At 64.3% G+C, this 20,081-nt stretch carries 18 protein-coding genes and 1 riboswitch; of the genes, 10 read left to right on the top strand and 8 right to left on the bottom strand.

What is annotated here, in order from left to right:
* Positions 1–492: 492 nt before the first annotated feature.
* From BLQ01_RS17795 to BLQ01_RS17775, 5 genes are all read left to right on the top strand, one after another.
* Positions 493–1,476, top strand: coding sequence for an ABC transporter permease (locus BLQ01_RS17795; RefSeq protein WP_026543019.1), 984 nt, complete (start codon positions 493–495; stop codon positions 1,474–1,476).
* Positions 1,476–2,435, top strand: coding sequence for an ABC transporter permease (locus tag BLQ01_RS17790; RefSeq protein ID WP_026543018.1), 960 nt, complete (start codon positions 1,476–1,478; stop codon positions 2,433–2,435). Before BLQ01_RS17795 ends, BLQ01_RS17790 begins: the two co-directional genes overlap by 1 nt.
* Positions 2,432–4,597 (top strand): dipeptide ABC transporter ATP-binding protein, encoded by a 2,166-nt coding sequence (locus BLQ01_RS17785; protein ID WP_091553255.1) that lies wholly within the window; start codon positions 2,432–2,434, stop codon positions 4,595–4,597. The genes BLQ01_RS17790 and BLQ01_RS17785 overlap by 4 nt, the downstream gene beginning before the upstream one ends.
* 79 nt (positions 4,598–4,676) lie before the next feature.
* Positions 4,677–6,404, top strand: coding sequence for an ABC transporter family substrate-binding protein (locus BLQ01_RS17780; protein WP_091553252.1), 1,728 nt, complete (start codon positions 4,677–4,679; stop codon positions 6,402–6,404).
* 396 nt (positions 6,405–6,800) lie between these two features.
* Positions 6,801–7,847: a Gfo/Idh/MocA family protein gene (locus BLQ01_RS17775; protein ID WP_091553250.1), complete on the top strand. Its 1,047-nt coding sequence runs from the start codon at positions 6,801–6,803 to the stop codon at positions 7,845–7,847.
* On the opposite strand, the gene BLQ01_RS17770 is transcribed toward BLQ01_RS17775, so the two are convergent.
* Together BLQ01_RS17770 and BLQ01_RS17765 are read right to left on the bottom strand one after the other, a co-directional pair.
* Complete coding sequence (locus BLQ01_RS17770; protein WP_091553248.1) at positions 7,819–8,313, bottom strand: hypothetical protein; 495 nt, start codon at positions 8,311–8,313, stop codon at positions 7,819–7,821. The genes BLQ01_RS17775 and BLQ01_RS17770 overlap by 29 nt on opposite strands.
* Positions 8,314–8,348: 35 nt before the next feature.
* On the bottom strand, positions 8,349–9,554 hold the full coding sequence (locus BLQ01_RS17765) for a WXG100 family type VII secretion target (protein ID WP_139183515.1): 1,206 nt from the start codon (positions 9,552–9,554) through the stop codon (positions 8,349–8,351).
* A 298-nt stretch (positions 9,555–9,852) separates the two neighbouring features.
* Here BLQ01_RS17765 and BLQ01_RS17760 point away from each other — a divergent pair, with 298 nt between their 5' ends.
* The 3 genes from BLQ01_RS17760 to BLQ01_RS17750 all read left to right on the top strand — a co-directional run bounded on the left by BLQ01_RS17760 (position 9,853) and on the right by BLQ01_RS17750 (position 12,081).
* Positions 9,853–10,572, top strand: a complete 720-nt coding sequence (locus BLQ01_RS17760; protein ID WP_091553244.1) for a hypothetical protein — start codon at positions 9,853–9,855, stop codon at positions 10,570–10,572.
* Positions 10,573–10,660: 88 nt separating this feature from the next.
* The gene (locus tag BLQ01_RS17755; protein WP_091553241.1) at positions 10,661–11,212 is read left to right on the top strand and encodes an RNA polymerase sigma factor; all 552 of its coding nucleotides are present in this window, start codon (positions 10,661–10,663) and stop codon (positions 11,210–11,212) included.
* Positions 11,209–12,081, top strand: coding sequence for a hypothetical protein (locus BLQ01_RS17750; RefSeq protein ID WP_091553240.1), 873 nt, complete (start codon positions 11,209–11,211; stop codon positions 12,079–12,081). The genes BLQ01_RS17755 and BLQ01_RS17750 overlap by 4 nt, the downstream gene beginning before the upstream one ends.
* A gap of 125 nt (positions 12,082–12,206) precedes the next feature.
* Here BLQ01_RS17750 and ald read toward each other — a convergent pair whose 3' ends face one another.
* Positions 12,207–13,325 (bottom strand): alanine dehydrogenase, encoded by a 1,119-nt coding sequence (gene ald, locus BLQ01_RS17745; RefSeq protein WP_026543009.1) that lies wholly within the window; start codon positions 13,323–13,325, stop codon positions 12,207–12,209.
* A gap of 206 nt (positions 13,326–13,531) precedes the next feature.
* On the opposite strand from ald, the gene BLQ01_RS17740 reads away from it, so the two are divergent.
* Positions 13,532–14,749 (top strand): PucR family transcriptional regulator, encoded by a 1,218-nt coding sequence (locus tag BLQ01_RS17740; protein ID WP_091553412.1) that lies wholly within the window; start codon positions 13,532–13,534, stop codon positions 14,747–14,749.
* 247 nt (positions 14,750–14,996) lie between these two features.
* Here BLQ01_RS17740 and BLQ01_RS17735 read toward each other — a convergent pair whose 3' ends face one another.
* Both BLQ01_RS17735 and BLQ01_RS17730 read right to left on the bottom strand, forming a co-directional pair.
* A complete protein-coding gene (locus tag BLQ01_RS17735) occupies positions 14,997–16,433 on the bottom strand; it encodes a hypothetical protein (protein ID WP_091553237.1) in 1,437 nt (478 codons plus the stop codon).
* A gap of 2 nt (positions 16,434–16,435) precedes the next feature.
* A riboswitch (cyclic di-AMP (ydaO/yuaA leader) is annotated at positions 16,436–16,580 on the bottom strand.
* Between the two features lie 129 nt (positions 16,581–16,709).
* Complete coding sequence (locus BLQ01_RS17730; protein ID WP_026543006.1) at positions 16,710–16,940, bottom strand: hypothetical protein; 231 nt, start codon at positions 16,938–16,940, stop codon at positions 16,710–16,712.
* Positions 16,941–16,985: 45 nt separating this feature from the next.
* On the opposite strand from BLQ01_RS17730, the gene BLQ01_RS17725 reads away from it, so the two are divergent.
* The gene (locus BLQ01_RS17725) at positions 16,986–18,050 is read left to right on the top strand and encodes an ATP-dependent DNA ligase (RefSeq protein WP_091553236.1); all 1,065 of its coding nucleotides are present in this window, start codon (positions 16,986–16,988) and stop codon (positions 18,048–18,050) included.
* Positions 18,051–18,145: 95 nt separating this feature from the next.
* On the opposite strand, the gene BLQ01_RS17720 is transcribed toward BLQ01_RS17725, so the two are convergent.
* From BLQ01_RS17720 to BLQ01_RS17710, 3 genes are all read right to left on the bottom strand, one after another.
* The gene (locus BLQ01_RS17720) at positions 18,146–18,409 is read right to left on the bottom strand and encodes a DUF6480 family protein (RefSeq protein ID WP_026543004.1); all 264 of its coding nucleotides are present in this window, start codon (positions 18,407–18,409) and stop codon (positions 18,146–18,148) included.
* Positions 18,410–18,561: 152 nt separating this feature from the next.
* Positions 18,562–19,392 carry an alpha/beta fold hydrolase gene (locus BLQ01_RS17715; protein WP_091553230.1) on the bottom strand — a complete coding sequence of 277 codons (831 nt, stop codon included), beginning with the start codon at positions 19,390–19,392 and terminating at the stop codon, positions 18,562–18,564.
* Complete coding sequence (locus tag BLQ01_RS17710; RefSeq protein WP_091553227.1) at positions 19,392–20,051, bottom strand: maleylpyruvate isomerase family mycothiol-dependent enzyme; 660 nt, start codon at positions 20,049–20,051, stop codon at positions 19,392–19,394. The genes BLQ01_RS17715 and BLQ01_RS17710 overlap by 1 nt, the downstream gene beginning before the upstream one ends.
* Between the last annotated feature and the right edge of the window lie 30 nt (positions 20,052–20,081).

Genomic DNA, 20,081 nt, shown 5'->3' with positions numbered 1-20,081 from the left:
TCGGCGTAGCCCCGCCTGTCGGCGTAGCCCCGCCTGTCGGCGTAGCCCCGCCTGTCGGCGTAGCCCCGCCTGTCGGCGTAGCCCCGCCTGTCGGCATAGCCCCGCCTGTCGGCATAGCCCCGCCTGTCGGCGTAGCCCCGCCCGTCGGAACGGCCCCAGCTGTGCCTCCCACCGTTCCCGCGCCACTGTTAGCGCCCCCATTCCCGTCAATGACGCCGCATTAGTACCTTTGGCGTCCGCATCGTGACGCAGTCTGCACATAACAATCTGGCTGCAAGGCGCGAATCTGGAGGCCAGCTGGCAAAACGTGAAGCAGTTATTGTGGTAGTTTCCTCTTGAATGTGACGCATGCCATACACGGCTGGTGATCACTGAATGGGTGCGGGGGACCCAACAACCCACTGCATCAATTCGTAGCTGACGCCGGCCACAGCCGGGAACCGCGGAAGGACGAGCTTTGAGTTTTGCCACGATTCGGGGCAGCCACCCGACATGCTGAAATATCTGATGAAGCGGTCGGGCATTTACCTGATCATGATCTTCCTGACCACAAGTGCCGGCTACTTCCTGGCGGTCTCATCGCTCAAGCCCGCAGTTCTCGAGCAAGAGAAGATTCCGCGGCCAACCCCTGAACAGGTCAACGCCTCGTTCCGGGGGCTGGGCCTGGACCCGGAGAAGAACGCCTGGGAACGCTACATTGAATGGCTCGGTGGCATCATCACCCGCTGGGACTGGGGACGCAGCCCGAACGGCGCCTTCGTCAACGCCGAGTTCGCTGACCGCGTCTTGGTTTCCACCAGGCTGTTCATCGCCTCGATCATCCTGACCCTGGTCATCGGCGTCGCCCTTGGTGTCTATTCCGCCGCCCGGCAGTACAAGTTCCAGGACCGGGTCATCACGTCCTACAGCTACCTGGTCCACATCCTTCCCGCTCCAATCGCTTACTTCCTGGTGCAGCTGGGCGCGATCAGCATCAACGAAAGCGTCGGGCAACGGATCTTCTTCGTGACAGGAATTTCGACGCCGGGAATCGAGCCAGGCTGGCCGGCGTTCATTGACCTCGTGGCCCACTACGCCGTGCCCACCTTCGCGATGACCATCTTCGGTTGGGCCGGTTACCAGATCGCCCAGCGCCAGTACCTGTTGGACAACGTCAATGCCGACTTCGTCCGCACGGCACGGGCCAAGGGACTGACCCGGAACCAGGCCATCAGGAAACACGCATTGCGCGTCTCCTTCATTCCGGTGGCCCAGAGCATTGCTTTCACCATCCCGGCGATCTTCACCGGCGGCTTCTTCGCTGAGGCCATCTTCGCCTGGCCCGGCATCGGCCTCTGGAGCATCCAGGCCATCAGCCTCCAGGACGTCAACGTCGCCACCGCAACGCTTGCGTACGGCTCGGTGATCTTCGCGATCGGCGCCATCCTTGCCGACTTCGCCACCACACTGGTCGATCCACGAGTGAGGGTCCAGTAATGACCAACATCATCGATCCCATCGCGGAAATCGACGAGTCCCGGGTGGGCGACCAGGACGTCGTCATCGGGAAGTCCCGCATCATCTTCCGTCGCTTCATGCGGAACCGGACCGCCGTCGCAGGTTTGTTCATCTTCGTGGCGTTGTTCCTCTTCTCGATCTTCGGCGGGTTCCTGACGCAATGGGACAAGGACACCCTTGATCCGTTGAATATCGGCATGCCGCCATCACCGGACCACCTGCTCGGAACCACGCAGGCCGGCATCGACCTCATGGCGCTCATTGTGGACGGCACCCGGACATCGATCCTTATCGGCCTGATCGTTGGCGGCTTGTCCGTGCTGATCTCCGCTGTGTACGGCTGCACCATGGCTTTCTTCGGGGGCAAGGTGGATGCCACCATGCTGTTCATCCTCGAAGCCCTCATCATGATGCCCGCCATCCTGGTGGTTGCCGTGGCAACCAGCGGCAGCGGCGGCCTCAAGAACCTTCCCAGCTGGCTCCTCCTGGTGGTTGTCCTGCTGTTCTTCAGCTGGATGGGAACCGCCCGCCTGGTGCGCTCGCTTTCCATGTCCCTCATGCAGCGCGACTACGTCAAAGCCGCCAAGTACATGGGTGTCCCTTCCCGCCGCATCGTATGGCGCCACCTGGTTCCCAACATCGGCTCGCTCCTGGTCCTGGACTTCACCCGCGGCATCACCGGTGCCATCCTTGCCGAAGTTGCGTTCTCCTTCATCGGTATCGGAATCAAACTGCCGGACGTCAGCCTCGGTGTCCTTATTGGCCAGGCAACGGGCCAGGTGTCCTCCTTCCCATGGATGTTCTGGGTGCCGCTGACCGTCATGTTCCTGCTGACCGGCTCGCTCGCCATGATGAACGACGGACTCCGTGACGCCTTCGACCCCAGCTCCAGCTCCATTGGGCGGGCCAAGACCAAGACCGCAAAGGCTGGCAAATGAGCACCAACACTTCCCAGACTCCCGCCGAACGGCTCCGCGATGCCGGACTTTATGCCCCCGGCGAAGCAGTCCTCAGCGTCCGCGACCTCAACGTCCGCTTCAACTCCGAGAATGGCGTGGTCCACGCCGTCCGTGGCGTGGATTTCGATCTCATGGCCGGCAAAACCCTGGGCATCGTGGGTGAATCCGGGTCCGGCAAGTCCGTGACCTCCATGGCCATCATGGGCCTCCTGCCCGAGACCGCTGACATCACCGGCTCCGTCCGGTACAAGGGCAAGGAACTCCTGGGCCTCAGCGACAAGGCCATGTGCAAGCACCGTGGCAGCGATATCGCCATGGTGTTCCAGGACCCGCTGTCCTCGCTGACGCCGGTCTACACGGTAGGCACCCAGATCATCGAGGCGCTGACCGTCCACAATCCCACCATGAGCAAGCAGGCCAAAGAAGCCCGCGCCGTCGACCTCTTGCGGATGGTGGGCATCCCCAGTCCCAAAGACCGGCTCAAGGCCTTCCCGCACGAATTCTCCGGCGGCATGCGCCAGCGCGTCATGATCGCGATCGCCATCGCCAACGATCCGCGGGTCCTGATCGCTGATGAACCCACGACGGCGTTGGACGTCACCATCCAGGCGCAGGTGCTCGAAGTCCTGCACACCGCGCAGGAGGAGACCGGCGCCGCCGTCGTGATGATCACCCACGACCTCGGCGTCGTGGCAGGCATGGCAGACGACATCATGGTGATGTACGCGGGCAAGCCGGTTGAAACCGGCACTGTGGAGGACATCTACTACAACCCGCGGATGCCCTACACGCTGGGGCTGCTCGGTGCCGTTCCCCGCGTCGACACCGCCACCAGGCAGTCGCTGGTGCCAATCGAAGGAACCCCGCCCAACCTCGCCCTGCCCGTCACCGGATGCTCCTTCGCGGCCCGCTGCCCCATGGTCAGCGACGCCTGCCTGCACGGCGAGCCGGAACTGTTTCCGGTGCCAGGAGTTGAGGGCCAGACTCTGGGACACAAGGCTGCCTGCATCAAGGCGGAGGAGCTCTCCGGCAACGCCGACGCGCACAAGATCTTCCACGCGCCGCCCAAGCCGGTTTCAAAGTTCGACGGCGTCCCCCGCGTCGAGCGCGACAAGGTCCTGGAACTCAAGGACATAAAAAAGCACTTCCCGCTGCTCAAGGGTGCTTTGATCAAGCGACGGATCGGCACGGTCAAGGCAGTGGACGGACTGAGCTTCGACATCCGCGAAGGCGAGTGCGTCTCGATCGTGGGCGAGTCCGGCTGCGGCAAAACCACCACGCTCCTGGAAATCATGGAGTTCCACCCGGACCAGGTGGGCGAAGTGGTGATCGGCGGCGTCAGCAACAAGGTAGCCACGGACCACAAGACCAAGATGGCCATGCGCAAGGAAATGCAGATGGTCTTCCAGGACCCCACCGGAGCCCTGGACCCGCGCTTCACCGTGTACGAGGTCCTGGCCGAGCCGCTGGAAAACCTGGGCATGCCCAAAGCGGCCATCCGGAAACGCATCATGGAACTCATGAAGCTGGTGGGCTTGCAGCCGGACCACGTGAACCGCTTCCCCAACCAGTTCTCCGGTGGCCAGCGCCAACGCATCGGCATCGCCCGGGCGCTCGCGGTCAACCCGAAGCTGGTGGTTCTGGACGAACCGGTCTCTGCACTGGACGTTTCCGTGCAGGCCGGAGTCATCAACCTGCTGGACAAGCTCCGCGCCGAGTTGGGCCTCAGTTACCTCATGGTGGCCCACGACCTCTCCGTCGTCCGGCACATCTCGGACCGCGTGGCCGTCATGTACCTCGGCAAGATCGTGGAAACCGGCCACGTGGACGACGTCTTCGATAACCCGCGCCACCCCTATACCCGGGCCTTGCTGTCCGCGATTCCGGTGCCGGACCCCCAGCTTGAACGCACCCGTGAACGCATCATCCTGCAGGGTGACCTTCCAAGCCCGCTGGATGCTCCCAAGGGATGCAATTTTGCCACCCGCTGTCCTGTCTTCGCCGCGCTACCTGCCGCGAAGCAGGAGAAGTGCCTTACTCTGGAGCCGCCACTGGCTTCCGAGAAGGAAGGCGCACAGGATTTCGCGTGCTTCTTCCCGGACGGAGAGATAGACGCCGACATGCTGGTGGTGCATGCCTGACGACATATGCCGCATTTGAAATGAATCCCTGGTCTCAACTCGCAAATGAATTTCCAGTCGTAAACATGAAGGGCAAACCATGAAGAAATACACGACGATCGGTGGCGTAGCACTCGCAGCAGCGCTCATGCTGACCGCTTGCGGCGGGGGAACGCCGTCGGGTCCGGCCTCACAGAAGGCCGAAGAAAGCGGAGGCGACATCAGCAAGCTGATCAGCGTCAACGCCAAGGAAGCAAAGGATCTTGAGCAGGGTGGCACACTCACCCTGGGCGTGGGCAGCATTGGACCGGACTTCAATGGTTTCTCCAATGTCGGCAACAGCGCGGATACTTCCGCCCTGCTGACACCGGTCAACCCGGCTGCCATCAGCAGCGGCGGCATCGGTGGCTGCTGGAAACTGGACTTCAGCGGCAAGGCCGAGCCCAACAAGGACTTCTGCGAAGAGGTCAAGAGCGAAGTCAAAGATGGCAAGCAGACCATCACCATCAAGGTCAATGACAAAGCCACCTGGAACGATGGCACACCCATCGACGTGAAGACGTTCCAGAACACCTGGAACATGCTGAAGGGCGAAGACAAGGCCATCGACATCGTCACGGCGGGCAACTATGCCTTCGTTGACTCCGTCAAGGCAGGCGCCAATGACAAGGAAGTCATTGTCACCACCACCCAGCCCGTCTACCCGCTGGACTCACTCTTCTTCGGTCTGATCCACCCCTCCAACAACTCCGCGGAGACCTTCAACACCGGTTTTGCGGGCAACATGCACCCCGAGTGGATGGCTGGCCCGTTCAAGGTGGAGAACTACGACACCACCGCCAAGACCGTCACCATGGTTCCGAATGAGAAATGGTGGGGCCAGAAGCCGGTCCTCGAAAAGGTCATCTGGCGCCAGATGGAGCCGAGCGCAACCATCGCTGCTTTCAAAAACGGTGAAATCGACGCAGCCAACGGCCGCACCCTGGGCCGCTACAAGCAGCTCGAAGGTACCACCAACTCCGAGATCCGCCGCGGCCAGCGCCTGTTCGCCGGTGGCTTGAACCTGAACGCCAAGCGCCCTGCCCTCACTGACGTTGCCGTACGCAAGGCGATCTTCACCGCCGTCGACCGCAAGGCTATCCGCGACGTCCGCTTCAACGGCCTGAACTGGTCCGAAGAGAGCTCGGGCTCCATGATGCTCATGCCGTTCTCCGAGTACTACCAGGACAACTACCCCGTGAAGGACACCGGCGCCGAGGCTGCCAAGAAGGTCCTGACCGACGCTGGTTACGCAGCCAACGACAAGGGCATCATGGCGAAGGACGGCGTCCCCGTCTCCTTCAAGATCACCAACTTCGGTGACGACCCCACCACAGCGGCAACCACCCAGACCCTGCAGAAGCAGCTCCAGGCCGCCGGCATGGATGTTGGCATCGATCAGCGCGGTGACGCTGACTTCGGCAAGGTTGTTGGCTCCCGCGAGTTCGACGTCACGATCTCCGGTTACACCGTGGGCCCGGATGCTACCGACGCTGTGAAGCAGTACTACGACTCCGAGACCAACGAAAACGGCCTCGGCGACGCTGAACTCGACGCTGAAATCAAGCGCCTCTCGTCCATCGCCGATAACGCCGAGCGCAACAAGGCCGCCATGGAGGTAGAGAGGAAGCACATGGAGAAGTACTTCTCCATGGGCGTCGTGATGAACGGCCCGGAGATCCAGTTCGTGCGCAAGGGCCTGGCCAACTACGGCCCGTCCCTGTTCCAGAGCCTCTCCAACGTTCCGGACTGGACCACCATCGGCTGGGAAAAGGGCGCCAAGAAGTAGCCCCTCAGCTGTAAATTCGCAAGAGTAGTTTCCTGAAGGCCGGGAGCTTCCCTGAACCTGTTGATCGGTTCGCGGAGGTTCCCGGCCTTCGCCGTCCCAACCATCTCTCACATCCCCCCGCGTTCACGCGGACGCTCTCTCACATCCCCGGGCGTTCACGCGCACGCTCTCGCAGATCCCCCGGGCGTTCACGCGCACGCTCGCGCAGATCCCCCCGCGTTCACGCGTACGCTCGCGCACATCCCCGGGCGTTCACCCAACCATCTCTCACATCCCCGGGCGTTCACGCGCACGCTCGCGCACATCCCCGGGCGTTCACCCGATCGCTCTCTCACCGGTGATAGACGGTTGGCGTGAAAGGGCTGTTACGTGAGAGAGGATCGGTAGCCTAGGGTCATGACTTCCCAGCCGATCCGTACCGCCGTTGCAGGTTTTGGCCTTTCGGGCAGCGTCTTTCACGCCCCCTTCATCGCCAGTAATCCCGCCTACGAAGTAGCCGTCATTGCCACCTCGGACGACGGCAGGCAGGCGAAAGCGAAGGCCCGCTACCCGCAGGCCGCCATCGTCAACACGCCAGGGGACATCCTGGCCCTCGCTGATCAGTTGGATCTGATCGTCCTGGGCACACCGCCCGCAACCCATTTCCCGCTTGCCAAAGCCGCGCTGGAAGCCGGCCTCGACGTCGTCGTCGATAAGCCGTTCACGGTCCGCAGCACCGAGGGCGAGGAACTGATCCGATTGGCGGCGCAACTTGGCCGTGTCCTCACCGTGTATCAAAACCGGCGCTGGGACGGAGACTCGCTCACCGTCAGGAAACTGCTCGACGCCGGGACGCTGGGGACAGTGACCCGGTGTGAGGTGGGCATGGAGCGCTGGGCTCCGGAGATCGCCAAAGCCTGGAAAGCCGGTGCTTCGGCGGAAGACGGTGGCGGCGTACTGTTCGACCTCGGCACCCACGTCCTGGACCTGTGCCTGCAGTTTTTTGGTCCTGCCACAGTCACTTACGCGGAAATCCAGGCGCGCCGTCCCCAGGAATCAGCCGACGACGACGTCTTCCTGGCACTCCAGCACCAGTCGGGCGTTATCAGTCACGTCCGCATCAACCTGACCAGCCACTTGCACGGGCCACGTTTCCGGATTCTGGGTACTGAAGGCGGCTTCGTGAAGTTCGGCAGCGACCCGCAGGAACCCTATGTGCTCGGTGGTGGGCTGCCGACGGATGCCGGGTACGGCGTCGAACCTGCCGAAAACCACGGCACTCTGGAACTGAACGGGCAGCGCACCGCGGTGGCCACGGAGCGCGGCGCTTACCCTGAGTTTTACCGGATTCTGGCGGACAAACTCGACGACGGCGGCTCGGCCTCCGCGCTTCCCTTGCCGGTGGATCCAGCCGACCCGGTTGCTGTCCTGAAACTCATTGAGCAGGCACGGTCTCTGGCATAACGTCAGCGCTGGCCACCACTGCGTAAATGGATTTGAGGTCCTGGTTGCCTTCAGTGGGTTGGCAACTGCCGGTCAGCTGGACAATGTCCGCAGCGGCTTCGTGGTGAACCACCGTCACGGCGGTGAATTGTGCCAGGGGTCCGGCCTGCGGGTGCGTGTAGCGGGCTTCGCGTACGTGCCAATCACGGCCATTGATCACCACCGGCTCTGAGCCCAGCAGAACAGCATCGGGCAACGCATCCAGGAATGAGTCCACGGACGCGGCGATGTCGGCGAGCTGGTAGCCGGGCAAGCGGCGTGACACGGAAATCACCACATTTGCTGTGTAGCGGCCTTCCACGGTGGGGGCCATCAGGGCACCCACCGCGTCCGGAACCACCTGGCGTGTCCAACCTGCGGGCGGATCGAGCTTTATTGCGGGGTAGGCGGGAAAAGCCTCGGAGGGGAAAACCTGGTGCGATGTCATGGGAGCCCTTTCGGAGCACTGTCAGTACAGGAAAGCTATTTGCTGAGGAAGTCGACGAACCCGGTCACGGAATCCACAAAGCCGGACGGGCTGATGGTGATCTGGCCCCCGGCTCCCAGGCCAAGCTCCGCGGTGATCTTGGCACCGGCGCCGAGGGTGAGTCCGTCTTCGTCCATGGAAGCTGTGAAGAAGTGGCTTTCGCCGGCTCCGGCAGCGACTGTTGCGTTGAGGGTCAGGGTCTGGCCCAGGACTTCTACGTAGCGGCTTCCGGTCAGTTCCGCTCCGGCGCCTGCGCTGAACGCCGTTCCGGTGGTCTCGCCGCCTTTGACGGTCACCTCTCCTTCGCCGGCACTGGCCCAGGCCCCTGCCCGTATTTCTCCGCCCTGCCCCAGGGAGAACAGGCCGCCTGCGAAGTCGGTCTTGTTATCCATGGTGAGCTTTTGACCGGCAAAGCCCTCACCACCGGCGGAGAACAGGAACGGGCTGCTGGCGTTGGCGTGGGCACTGGCCTCCACTCCCGTCATCATTCGGGTGGTTGAGGTGTTGGTGACCCATCCGTCGAAGAAGTCCGATCGGGTAGTGGTTACGTTCTCTGCGCCTGCGAATGCTTCGCCCGTGGCGTGGGCGTTGGGAAGTCCCAGCCCGAACGGCACGCTGGCCCCGAACTCACCCTCGGCCCGCGCGCCAACAAAGGTTTCGTTGGTGACAGTGGTTTTGACGGGCCCGAATTCGGACTCCGCCTTCCAGGTCATGTCCCCTCCAGTGGAAGCCTCTCCGGAACCTCCCACCTCGATCCCGCCCGGACCAAGCGAGCCGTGCGTTTCGCCCTTTGCCTGGCTGTCGAAGGAGCCACTGCCTTCCACGGTGACAGGGCCGTAGCTGGTGGGATCAAAAGTGAACCCAAGCCCGTCTGGAGTAAACCTGAAAGGACCGTCCGAGGGCCCTCCCTTGGTTGATCCTCCAGCGCCGCCTGTTGAGGCCTGCTCCTGCTGGTCTGCATTGCGCTTGAGGGCGCGGGCGTTGTCCTTGAGGCAAACCGCTGCGGCACTCAACCGGCCGTGGAGGTCGCTCTGCCACCTGCTGCGGAACTGCTCGGCGTCGTTCCCGCGCCAATACGTTCCGTTCTGAATCATTGCGGTGAGTTGCCGTTGAAGATCCGTGATCTTCTCTGCCTCAGCATCCATCACGGCCGATAGACGACGGAGGTCTCCGACGTCTGCGCCTACCAATCCCTGTCCCATTAGGTACCCAGTCCCATCACGTATCCCCTGAACGTAGTGACATACAAATGCCAGGAAACCAACGGCCCAAGCATTTTCCTGAGCATAGTTGGCTGCAGCCGGCCCGGCCATGGGGACATCTAGCCAGTGTGGACAACTGAGCGGGACGCCGCGCGCTGACAATCAGTTTCTGACAAGGCGTAACCTCGCCGCACCCAAGAACGATGTAAGGGGAGTGCGGGCCACACCCGCGCGCTGATCATCCGGCAGCGACCCAACCGCTGCCGGGGCAATCCCAAGTATTTTGTCGGAGGGTTTTATGTCCTTGTTCACTGTCCTCGCCACCAGCAAAGTCGCCGCGGGCGTCCTGGCCGCCGGAGCTGTAGCTGCCGGTGGAACCGGTGTAGCTGCCTTCAACGGTGCGCTTCCCACCGGAATCCAGCAGACCGCACATGACCTCGTTGGCGCGCCCGCTCCAGTTGACGGCAAGGCCGCTGAAGCAGCTGAGACCGCCCGGACCGCCACCACCAAGGCGACTGACGCCGTCGGGGCCGCGCAGGCAAAGGCGACAAAAGCCGCCGAAGCCGGCCAGGCAAAGGCTGCCGACGCTGTTTCCGCTGCGAACGCCACTGCCAACGAGGCCACATCGCCGGAGACTTTCGGACTGTGCACCGCGTTCCTCAACGGCGGCCTGAACTCTGATGCAAAGGTCCCGGGCTTCGAGTCCCTGACCATTGCTGCTGGCGGGGAAGCGAAAGTGGAGGCGCACTGCGAAGCAGTAGTTGACGCCGGCAAGGCCGCTAATGCGAAGGCGAACGGTTCGGCCCAGGCAGACGCCGACGCCGATGCTTCCGTGACGTCGGTACTCCCGTCAAGGCCGGCGGTACCGGCCGTCCCCGCCAAGCCTGCAGTGCCTGCGACGCCGGACGTGCCGGCCACCCCCGCAGTCCCGGCAAAGCCTGCTGCTCCGGGTCTCCCGTCGCAGGTTCCGAGCGACGTTCCGGCGGCACCGGGCGCGCCCCTCGATTCTGTCCGCTAAACGCGCAGCGGCTACGGTTTAACGGCGGGGTTCCTTGGCTTAGGGCAAGGAACCCCGCCCTCGTAACGCGGGATGGAGGCGTCCACGGGTGCTTGACCCTTTGGCTGACGAATATTTGCAGGCGGACCATGATGACCCCGCGCTGCTCTTTACGGCTGCCTACAACGGCTTCTCCGGGCCGGTCTTCGGCTATCTCCGGGCCCGCGGCGTGGATGATCCCGAAGCCGTTACCCAGGACGTGTTCCTGGCCTTGTATCCAAAGCTTGAAACCCTCCACGGCGGGCTTGAGGGTGCCAAGACGCTGCTGTTCTCCATCGCCCACGCCCGGATGGTGGACCACTACCGCAAACGCGAACGGACGCCTGACTCCACACCTTACGAGTCGGAACTGGATTCGCGGTGTGCGCCGTCGGCGGAAGAGCAAGCCTTCGGACGGGCCTCCGGTTTGGGTGTCACGGAACTCCTGAACGACCTCGCGGACGACTACCGGGAGGTCTTGGCCCTACGCGTCATCGCCGACCTGTCCGTGGAACAAACAGCGGACATCATGGGCAAATCCCAAGGCGCCGTGAAGCAGTTGCAGCGCCGGGCCTTGGGCGCACTAAAGAAACGTGCACAACGAACGAACGGCACATCATGAGCGAACACTTTCCGCCGCGCGGACCCAGACACCAGCAGGCAGCACACCAGCAGGCCGTAGACCGCCTGCTGTCCGACTCCGGTTTGGACGGCGACGCCGAACTCCGGACAGAACTCCTGGAACTCCGTTCGCTGGCGGACACTGTCCCTGAGCCGTCCGAGGCTGTTCGTGCGCTCATGGTCAGCGGCCAGGTTGCAGCCACCCAGGAAATCACGACGACGGATGGCCCCGTTGCGTCGTCGGGCTCGCCGACGACGGTACTCGCCACGGTTGAAGACCCGGCGCCTGCGTCCGATCCGGCGCCTGCCTTCGACCGCCCTGCCGACGAACTTGCTGCGCGGCGGCGGACAAAGCGACGCGCTGCTGTCGCAAGTCTTGTTGTTGTGGTGTCCTTGGCCGGTGGTGCTACTGCTGCGGCCGCGTCCGACGGCGGAATTCCGGGTACCTTCCAGCATCTGGGCGCAGCCATAGGCACCGTTGTCTCACAGCTCGCGCCTGGTTCCGGCAAAGCTCCAAAGCAGGATGGCCCGACCGGTGCCACCCCGGCCCCGACTGCTGAGGAAAAGCCTGCAATTCCCGACCGGAACCAGCCCGCCCCGGCACCTGCTTCCCCGAATTCCGGCGGCAACCCCGTCCCGGATTCCCATCAGCCGCCCCGTGGGGGAGCATCGCCTCAACAACCCAAGGACCCGTTACCCCACGAACCTGGGAACGGCGGCATCCCCACGCCGGTCGTCCCCGTAACACCGCCGGGGATCGACCCCTCGGGGATTGATCCGGCCAAGCTCCGACCCTCGGACATCCCTGTGACTGTTCCTACCCATGTGGTTCCCTCGCCGCCGGCCAACCCCGGCATCCCCGCGAAGTGACAGTTAATGCCAATGTTTGACGGAAACATTGGCATTAACTGCCACATTGGCGCGGGTTAAACCACGACGGCGGGGTGCGGCTTCGTGTGGAAGCTGCACCCCGCCGTCGTGCTTGGCGGTTCAGGTTACGCGGTAACCAGGCTGTGCCAGTCGTTCACGAGGGGCAGGTTGTGCGCCTCGGAAACGGAGTGGTGTGCCACGTGGCCTGCGGCGATGTTGAGGCCGGCGGCGAGTGCGGGGTCGCGGTCGAAGGCTGCCTTGACGCCCAGGTTGGCCAGTGCCACGGCGTAGCGCAGGGTGACGTTGGTCAGTGCGTACGTGGAGGTGTTCGGAACAGCGCCGGGCATGTTGGCAACGCAGTAGAAGATCGAGTTGTGGACCTTGTACGTCGGTTCCTGGTGCGTGGTGGGGTGCGTGTCCTCGAAGCAGCCGCCCTGGTCTACGGCGATGTCCACCAGGACCGAGCCCGGCTTCATGCGGGATACGAGCTCGTTGGTGACCAGCTTGGGTGCCTTGGCGCCCGGGATCAGGACGGAGCCGATTACGAGATCTGCGTCGATAACTGACTTCTCGATCTCGTAGGCGTTTGAGGCAACGGTCTTCAGGCGGCCCTGGTAGAGGGCGTCGAGTTCGCGCAGCCGGTTGATGTTGATGTCCATGATGGTGACATCGGCACCGAGGCCCAAGGCCATGGCGGCGGCGTTGGTTCCGGCGACACCTGCGCCGAGGACAACAACCTTGGCCGGACGGACGCCCGGTACGCCGCCCAGGAGGACGCCCTTGCCGCCGGCGGGAGCCATGAGCGAGGAAGCGCCGACCACGACGGACAAGCGGCCTGCTACCTCGGACATCGGGGCGAGCAGGGGCAGGGTGCGGCCTTCCTGCACGGTTTCGTAGGCGATGGCCGTGACGCCGGAGTTGATGAGCTCGGCGGTGAGCTCGGGCTCTGCGGCGAGGTGCAGGTAGGTGAAGAGGATGAGGCCCTTGCGGAAGCGGTGGTATTCGGCCGCGATGGGTTCCTTGACCTTCATGACCATGTCCGCACGGCCCCAGACGTCGTCGGCCTCGTTGACGATTTCAGCGCCGGCGATCGAGTATTCCTCGTCGGTGATGCCCGAGCCGAGGCCTGCGCCGCGTTCAACCAGAACAGTGTGTCCGTGCGTGCGGAATTCGTGGACACCTGCGGCCGTGATGGCTACGCGGAATTCGTTGTTCTTGATTTCTTTGGGGACGCCGATGATCATCTGTGGGCTCCATCGTTAGCGGCCTCTTCGGCCGAAAAATGTGTTGCGGGCTGTGATTCCAGAATAAATCCGGCTGTGAGGCAGGCGACATGGGCTCCAAGGCGGGCGCAAGTAAAACCCCCGGAAATTCAAGGATCTGCGCTGCCGCGGCTCGACATTTGTCGAGCCATGGAGCGTCAGGTGTCGCCTGCTGTTGGTACGCTTCTCTGATGCAGCAAGACGTGGAACAGATCGTCGAGCGGGTGGCGTTGAAGCTGGGCCGCGGCCTCTCCTTGGAAGACCTCGACGGCGTGCTCCTCGCCTACAGCTCCAACCAATCCCACGCCGACCGCGTCCGCGTGAACTTCCTGCTGAGCAAACGGGTCCCCGGCGATGTCAGCCTCTGGCAACTGTCCCACGGCATCGCCACGGCTGTGCGTCCCGTAGTGGTTCCCGCAAACGAGGAACTGGGGATGTTGGGCCGGGTCTGCGTCCCGCTCCTGGTGCGCGGATTCCGCGTGGGCTACTTGTGGGTCCAGCTGGACCTTGAAGAGCAAAGCGCGACGGCGATACTCGCCGAGTTGCCCGGCGTGCGTGACGAGCTGGACCTGTTGGCGGGGTTGCTCCTTGATTCCAACACGGCAGAGTCGGAGTTCCGGCGCAGGCGTGAACAGGAGTTCCTGGCGGCTTGCAGCGGTGAATCGAATGCCGTGGCTGCCGTGGCCGGGTGGAAGGAAATCCAGGGCCGGGGTCCGTGGCAACTGGTGACCATCCTGGACGCGGAAGGTGCGAGGTCCGACGTCGATCCTCTCGCCGCGACCCTGACCCACCGTTCCGCCGCCCTGCAGTCCACCATCGGTGTCAACGCCGCGTTGTTCAGCGCAGGAACCGAAACGCATTCAGTGGTGCTGTTCCGCGAGTCCGGTGGCCGGGCGGACCACGCGCAGGTGCTGGTGCACTACCAACTGGAACTCGCCAAGCGCGCCGGACGGACTGTGGACCGCGTGATCCTGGGCATCAGCGAGCCGTTCCAAGTGATCCGTCAACTGGCGGGGGCGTACCGGCAATCGAAGGTTGCGGCGCAGGCGGCAGCTGTGGACAGGCCTCTCGGCGAGCTCGTGGACAGCCGGAACGTGGGTGTCTACCAGCTTTTCGATCGCCTCCTGGCGCCCGGCGGCTGGGACGACACCGGCTCACTGCACTTCCGGACCCTGGAGGACCAGGACAAGAACGGCGAACTCCTGCCCGTGCTGGAGCTCTTGTATGACAGCGATGGCTCAGTGCAGGACGTCGCGGCCAAACTTCACCTGCACAGGAGCAGCATCTACAACAGGCTGGGACGGATCCGCCAGCTGATCGGTGCTGATCCGCTGAGCGGCTCGATCCGCCTCGAGCTGCACGCCGCCTTGAAAGCCCGCCGATGGGCCGGCCGGCCAAGGATCTGAGCACTGAACGGGGCACTGAGCGCTGAACCGCGGGCCTGAGCACTGAACGGGGCACTGAACGCGATTGAGGCAGGCACCCAATGCGGGTGCCTGCCTCCATGAACTGCGCTAAACCGTGCCCGTTACGAGCGCCTCAAGCGCTGGCAGCTCCAACGGCCCAACCGACGCCGGAACGTGGCCGTGCGGCTGCTGCTGCAGTACCGGCTGTGCCATCCGGCGTGGGTGGTGATGCGGGGCAGGCGCGTGCTCATTTGAGGGCGTCCTTTGCTGCGTCAAGGATCTCGTCGAGCGCAGACTGCGTGGGCGCCGGCGTGGTCGCGCCGGGCTTGCCCGTTGGCTTGGGCTTGGAGGTCTGGGTGGGGGTAGGGGTTGGTGTTGGCGTGGGCGTCGAGGTAGCCGGAGGGGTGGTGGGTGCCGGGGTGGTCGGCGCAGGCGTGGCCGGCGGCGTAGTGATGGTGTCCGATGGCACGTCGGACGGTGCCGGTGCAGGCGCCGAGGGCGTGGGTACCTGACTGGTGCCCGGTGCCGCAGCGATGGTCGCCGGCACTGCGGATGGGACCCAGACGGGGTCAGCCAAGGAAACCTTAGGCGTGGGAACGGACGACGGCGACACTGGCGCAGGTGCCTCCGGAACCGTGGCCGGTTGGCCGGCCGCTGACGTCGCAGCAGCTGAGGCAGACGGAGAAGATGCCCTGGAGTAGGAAGCACTGGGGGCTGGTGATGCGGAACCCGAATTCCTGTCGGCACCGCTGGCTTCCTGGGCGGGCGCCTCCTGGCCGAAGAACGGCAACTCAAGGGCCTGCCCCACAGTGCCGGCCGTCAGGACCAGGCCGAGCGCGCCTGCCACTACGGCCATGCGCTGGCTCATGTGCTTGACCGAAGCCGCCTTCTGCAGGACTGCCTGGGGCTCCCGGCCAAGCGGGGACCCGCCCAGCCCTGATCGTGAACTCTGCCCGGAGCGCGAACCCTGCCCGGAGCGTGAACCAGTGGTGACGCCGGACTGTTCCCTGACATCCTTTCGGCTTGCCAGGGATGCCGATGCCGTGGCTGCCGCAGCAACCCGTGCCGGGGATGTGGCGCGAGCCTGCAAAGCAGGTGCAGCCGAGACGGGTGCAGGCGCTGTGTGGGATTCGGGGGTGGCTTCAGGCGCCGGATCTGCGGACACCAGTGGAATGGCGGCTGTGGCCGGTTCCGGTGTGGTGGGCAGGGGGTTTGCCGGCTGCCCGGAAGCCTGGACGATGGGAATGGCGGCTGTGGCCGGCTCCGGTGTGGTGGGTTGGGGGTTTGCCGGCTGCCCGGAAGCCTCGACGATGGGAATGGCGGCTGTGGCCGGCTCCGGTGTGGTGGGTTGGGGGTTTGCCGGCTGCTTGGGAGCCTGGACGATCGGAATGGCGGCCGTCGGAGGCCCGGGCGTGGTGGATACGCGGGCTTCTGCTTGCGCGGCCCGTTCCCGCTCGGCTGCACGCGCAGCCGCACGCGTGGTGGGCGTCGCGATGGTAGGCGCCGCCGCAGCGGGGGCGTCCGGCGTCGTGCCTGAAATTTCGGGTGCGGCAGTCCTGGGCGTGCCGGAATCCGGCTGCAGGCTGATATCGGATCCGCTGGGTTGGGCCCGACGGCGTCCGGTTGGCTTGGTGCGCTCGCCGTCAATTCGGGCGCGGCGCGGCTGATCCATGGTTGGGGACATGGTGGTTGCCTCTCAACGCCTTCGAGGTTAGCTGTCGGGTTCGGACGAGGCCGTCCGGCCGCAGTAGCGGCTTCACCCCAAGGACTTGGAAAAGTCCGGGAACTTGTGGGTCCCCCGCCTCTGCCGCGGGTCTGGCGGATTCCGGAGTGCGGCAGAGCTCGGCGTCATTCCGGAAGCGGCCCAGCGGAGATACGGGTCGCCCTACGACGGTACATGAGCAGGAAAGTAAAGTCACATTAATATAACGGCCGGTAGGTCTCTGCTGGCGGGAGGGCCTTAGCCCTTAGGCTTCGGGGCCGGAGCGGGCGCCGGGAGTTCGTGCTGGATCCTTTGGATCTGGTGGGCCTGATGCGTTTCCGGTCGGAAGATCTCGTCGGCGATTCCCAGCATCCCGCCGGCTGCGGCACGCCTGACACCCCGGCGGTTCTGCCGGGAAACCCAGTACCAGGCCACGGCCAGGAGGGCGGGAACTCCAAGTACGGCCGCCAACACGGCCAAGATATCCATCGCCTAAGACTAGCTTCGGCGTGCACCGGCAGGTAGACATTGTTTATGGACCTGCCCGTGATGCCACCCGTCTCGCCCATGCTTGCCAAATCCGTCCCCGCCATCCCGGACGTTGGGCACTACGAGCCCAAATGGGACGGCTTCAGGACCATCGTCTTCAAGGACGGGGATGAAATCGTCCTGGGCAGCCGCAACGAGAAGCCCATGACCCGCTACTTCCCTGAACTGGTGGAAGCCCTGCGGAAGAACCTCCCGGACAAATGCGTGATCGACGGCGAGATTGTCCTGATCGAGGGCAACCGGCTTGAGTTCGAGGTCCTGCAGCAACGGATCCATCCCGCGGACAGCCGGGTGAGGATGCTGGCCGAAAAGACTCCGGCGTCGATGGTTGCGTTCGACATCCTTGCCCTCGGCGACGACGATCTGATGGGCAGGCCGTTCTCGGAGCGTCGCGCCGTCCTTGAGCGTGCGCTCAAGGCAGCAGAGCCGCCCGTTTACGTCACTCCCGCAGTCACGGACCTGGAGCGTGCGCAGGAGTGGTTCGTGCAATTGGAAGGCGCAGGCCTGGATGGCGTCCTGTCCAAGCCGTTGGATGGGACATACCAGCCCAACAAGCGCGTGATGTTCAAGACCAAGCACGAGCGCACCGCCGACTGCGTGGTGGCCGGATTCAGGTGGCACAAGACCGCTAAGGTCGTGGGGTCCATGCTGTTGGGTCTTTATAACGACGCCGGCAAACTCCAGCACGTCGGGGTGGTTGCCTCCTTCCCCATGGCGAGGAGGGAAAGCCTGGTGGCAGAGCTTGAGCCTTACCAGGTGGACCTCAGCGAGCACCCGTGGGGCGAGTGGGCCAGCCAGGGTGAGGGGGCTGCGGGGTCCAGGATGCCCGGCGCCCAAAGCCGGTGGAGCGGAGGCAAGGATTTCTCCTTTGTGCCGTTGCGTCCCGAACTGGTCATCGAGGTGGCCTACGACTACATGGAAGGGGACAGGTTCCGGCACACCACCCAGTTCCGCAGGTGGCGGCCGGACCGGACCCCCGAAAGCTGCACCTACTCACAGCTGGAAGAGCCGGTTGCGTACGACCTCGGGGAGATCCTGAGGTTGCCGTAGCCTGCCTGCCGGGGCTGCGCAGCCGACCCGCTTAGCTGGCCTGCATGGACGTTCAGCTTGGACTTTCAGCCTGGCCGTTCAGCCGAGGCGGAGCGTTACTCTTCGTGTCCTTGATCGCTGCTCATGCTGCCCTCGGCCGGCGGGGTTTCTCCCGGCGGCACTCCACCGCCGGGTTCCAGGCCGGTGACGTTCCCATCGAGGGGATCGGGGTTGGCAGAGGCGGCGGGATCGTCGTCCTCGTCCTGGCGCATGTCGGGATCCTCGTGGATGCTGTCGGCGTCGGCGGTCGTGTCGAACGGCCCTGTAGCGCCGGTTGCTCCGAAGCCCTGGGTTTCCTCATTTGAGTCTTTATCAGTCACAATCAGCCCTTTCGTAAGCAAACTTACTAATGCGCTTGCTTTGCCAGCCTAGCCGGGAGGAGCGGACTCAACAAGCAGGCCAAAGCCAGGCGCCGGCGTCGTGCGTTAGTGCATTAGCGCGTCAGCGCATTTGAGCGTTAGAGCGTCAGCGCTTAGCGGTGCGGCGTTGTGGCGGCGACGAAACTCCGGATGGCGTCGGCCACGGCTTTGGGTCGCATGTGTTGGGCCACATGGCCGACGCCGGGAATCTCCACCAATCGCCCCTGCGCAACTGCCCTGGAAAGCCGGAGCGACCACTCCGGCCCAGCTACGTGGTCGCGGCTTCCCCGCAGGATCAGGACGGGCACCTTGATGCCGGTCAGCCGCTTCTCCGTGGGGTAGCCCATCATGACCGGAAGCTCCGTGAGGTACCACCGCGGACCACACTTGAAGTAATCGGAGATCACAATCCAATTGGACGACGCGCTCTCGCGGAGCAGTCCGTCCAGGAAGAGCGCCAAGGACTGCCGGCGAACGTTCTTGTGCCGGGAATCCACCACCGGCCCCATGAGCACCACCTGCCGTGCCTGCTCAGGCGAGTGCAGCGCCGCTTCGATGGCAAACTGCACGCCCATGGAGTGCCCCACCAATACGTAGGAACTGATGCCGCAGGATGCCAAGGCCCCGGCGATGAAAGCGCCGTAGTCCTCCACGGAGAGCTGCCTCCCGGGCTTCGGGGTCCCCGCGAATCCGGGCAGGTCCAGCGAGTACGTGGGTGCACCCGCTGCCAGGACGGTGTGGAGCCGGGCCAAGTACCGGTGCGAAACTCCAATCCCATGGATCAGGATGTATGCGGGCTCGTCGGGACTGGACACCGGTCCGGTGCCTGCATCAAGCCCGGACCCGGGAGTCGGTGTTCCCTTGGCCCAGAGGATCCGCCCCTTCAGGCCCAAAGCCTCGACGTCGGCAGAGAGCAAAGCCTCCGCAGTTGCGTGCGTTTTCATCAAGCCTGCCGCTGCAGGAATACCGGAGCGCCGGGGCCGCTGAGCTCGTTCATCCCGATCGGGCGGCCGGACACGGCAAGCAGCAGGGCTATGGCTGGTCCTTCAACCGCCGGGCCCTCTCCGTGATCGAAAGCCGCGTCAGTGGCCACCAGGCGCCAGCCCTCGGCCACTTCCTTGCCTCCGCCCATCTTGGTGCTGGTCCGCACTTGGTATCCCAGGGCCGTGGCCACGTGCGCCGCCGGGTAGTGTCGGCGCAGCCCCAACGGACGCCGAATGTCTTCGCCGTGGACGAACGCTTCCACCAGCCGGGTAGCCAGACCTGCCGGGGGTCCGGAAGTGCGGGAAACCACTGCCTGGAACCGGACCAATGTGGTGCCGGGGTCAAGGGTCCGTTCGCGCTCAACTCCCACGGCGTTGTCGCGGTCGAAATCCATCCGGGCGGCAATCATGCGGCGGATGAAGCCCAGCCGGGTGGTCTTGGCACTGTCGATCACGTGCGCCAGGACGTCATGGACGTCCCAGCCGGGGCAAAGGGATGGCGTCTTCCATTGGAAGGGCTGAAGTGGTTCGAGATCCCGGATCAGTGCGCGACGTTCCTCGTGCACCACGGGCCACACGTCGGAGGGTGAGGTCAGGGCCATACCGCTATTGAACCCCATGGTCCGGTCTGCAGCTGCCTCTGTCCCCGG

Origin of the sequence: Arthrobacter sp. UNCCL28, from assembly GCF_900102805.1 — a bacterium.
Classification (GTDB): Bacteria; Actinomycetota; Actinomycetes; order Actinomycetales; family Micrococcaceae; genus Arthrobacter; species Arthrobacter nicotinovorans_A.
This window is presented reverse-complemented; position numbering and strand designations above follow the sequence as displayed.

What these genes read in the sequence shown, in the direction of transcription:
- BLQ01_RS17760 (WP_091553244.1), top strand. Translation starts at nt 9,853, where the DNA reads ATGTCCTTGTTCACTGTCCTCGCCACCAGCAAAGTCGCCGCGGGCGTC.
- BLQ01_RS17715 (WP_091553230.1), bottom strand. Translation starts at nt 19,392, where the DNA reads ATGAAAACGCACGCAACTGCGGAGGCTTTGCTCTCTGCCGACGTCGAG.
- BLQ01_RS17775 (WP_091553250.1), top strand. Translation starts at nt 6,801, where the DNA reads ATGACTTCCCAGCCGATCCGTACCGCCGTTGCAGGTTTTGGCCTTTCG.
- BLQ01_RS17725 (WP_091553236.1), top strand. Translation starts at nt 16,986, where the DNA reads ATGGACCTGCCCGTGATGCCACCCGTCTCGCCCATGCTTGCCAAATCC.
- BLQ01_RS17765 (WP_139183515.1), bottom strand. Translation starts at nt 9,554, where the DNA reads ATGGGACAGGGATTGGTAGGCGCAGACGTCGGAGACCTCCGTCGTCTA.
- BLQ01_RS17795 (WP_026543019.1), top strand. Translation starts at nt 493, where the DNA reads ATGCTGAAATATCTGATGAAGCGGTCGGGCATTTACCTGATCATGATC.
- BLQ01_RS17785 (WP_091553255.1), top strand. Translation starts at nt 2,432, where the DNA reads ATGAGCACCAACACTTCCCAGACTCCCGCCGAACGGCTCCGCGATGCC.
- BLQ01_RS17770 (WP_091553248.1), bottom strand. Translation starts at nt 8,313, where the DNA reads ATGACATCGCACCAGGTTTTCCCCTCCGAGGCTTTTCCCGCCTACCCC.
- BLQ01_RS17780 (WP_091553252.1), top strand. Translation starts at nt 4,677, where the DNA reads ATGAAGAAATACACGACGATCGGTGGCGTAGCACTCGCAGCAGCGCTC.
- BLQ01_RS17790 (WP_026543018.1), top strand. Translation starts at nt 1,476, where the DNA reads ATGACCAACATCATCGATCCCATCGCGGAAATCGACGAGTCCCGGGTG.
- BLQ01_RS17750 (WP_091553240.1), top strand. Translation starts at nt 11,209, where the DNA reads ATGAGCGAACACTTTCCGCCGCGCGGACCCAGACACCAGCAGGCAGCA.
- BLQ01_RS17710 (WP_091553227.1), bottom strand. Translation starts at nt 20,051, where the DNA reads ATGGGGTTCAATAGCGGTATGGCCCTGACCTCACCCTCCGACGTGTGG.
- BLQ01_RS17735 (WP_091553237.1), bottom strand. Translation starts at nt 16,433, where the DNA reads ATGTCCCCAACCATGGATCAGCCGCGCCGCGCCCGAATTGACGGCGAG.
- ald (WP_026543009.1), bottom strand. Translation starts at nt 13,325, where the DNA reads ATGATCATCGGCGTCCCCAAAGAAATCAAGAACAACGAATTCCGCGTA.
- BLQ01_RS17730 (WP_026543006.1), bottom strand. Translation starts at nt 16,940, where the DNA reads ATGGATATCTTGGCCGTGTTGGCGGCCGTACTTGGAGTTCCCGCCCTC.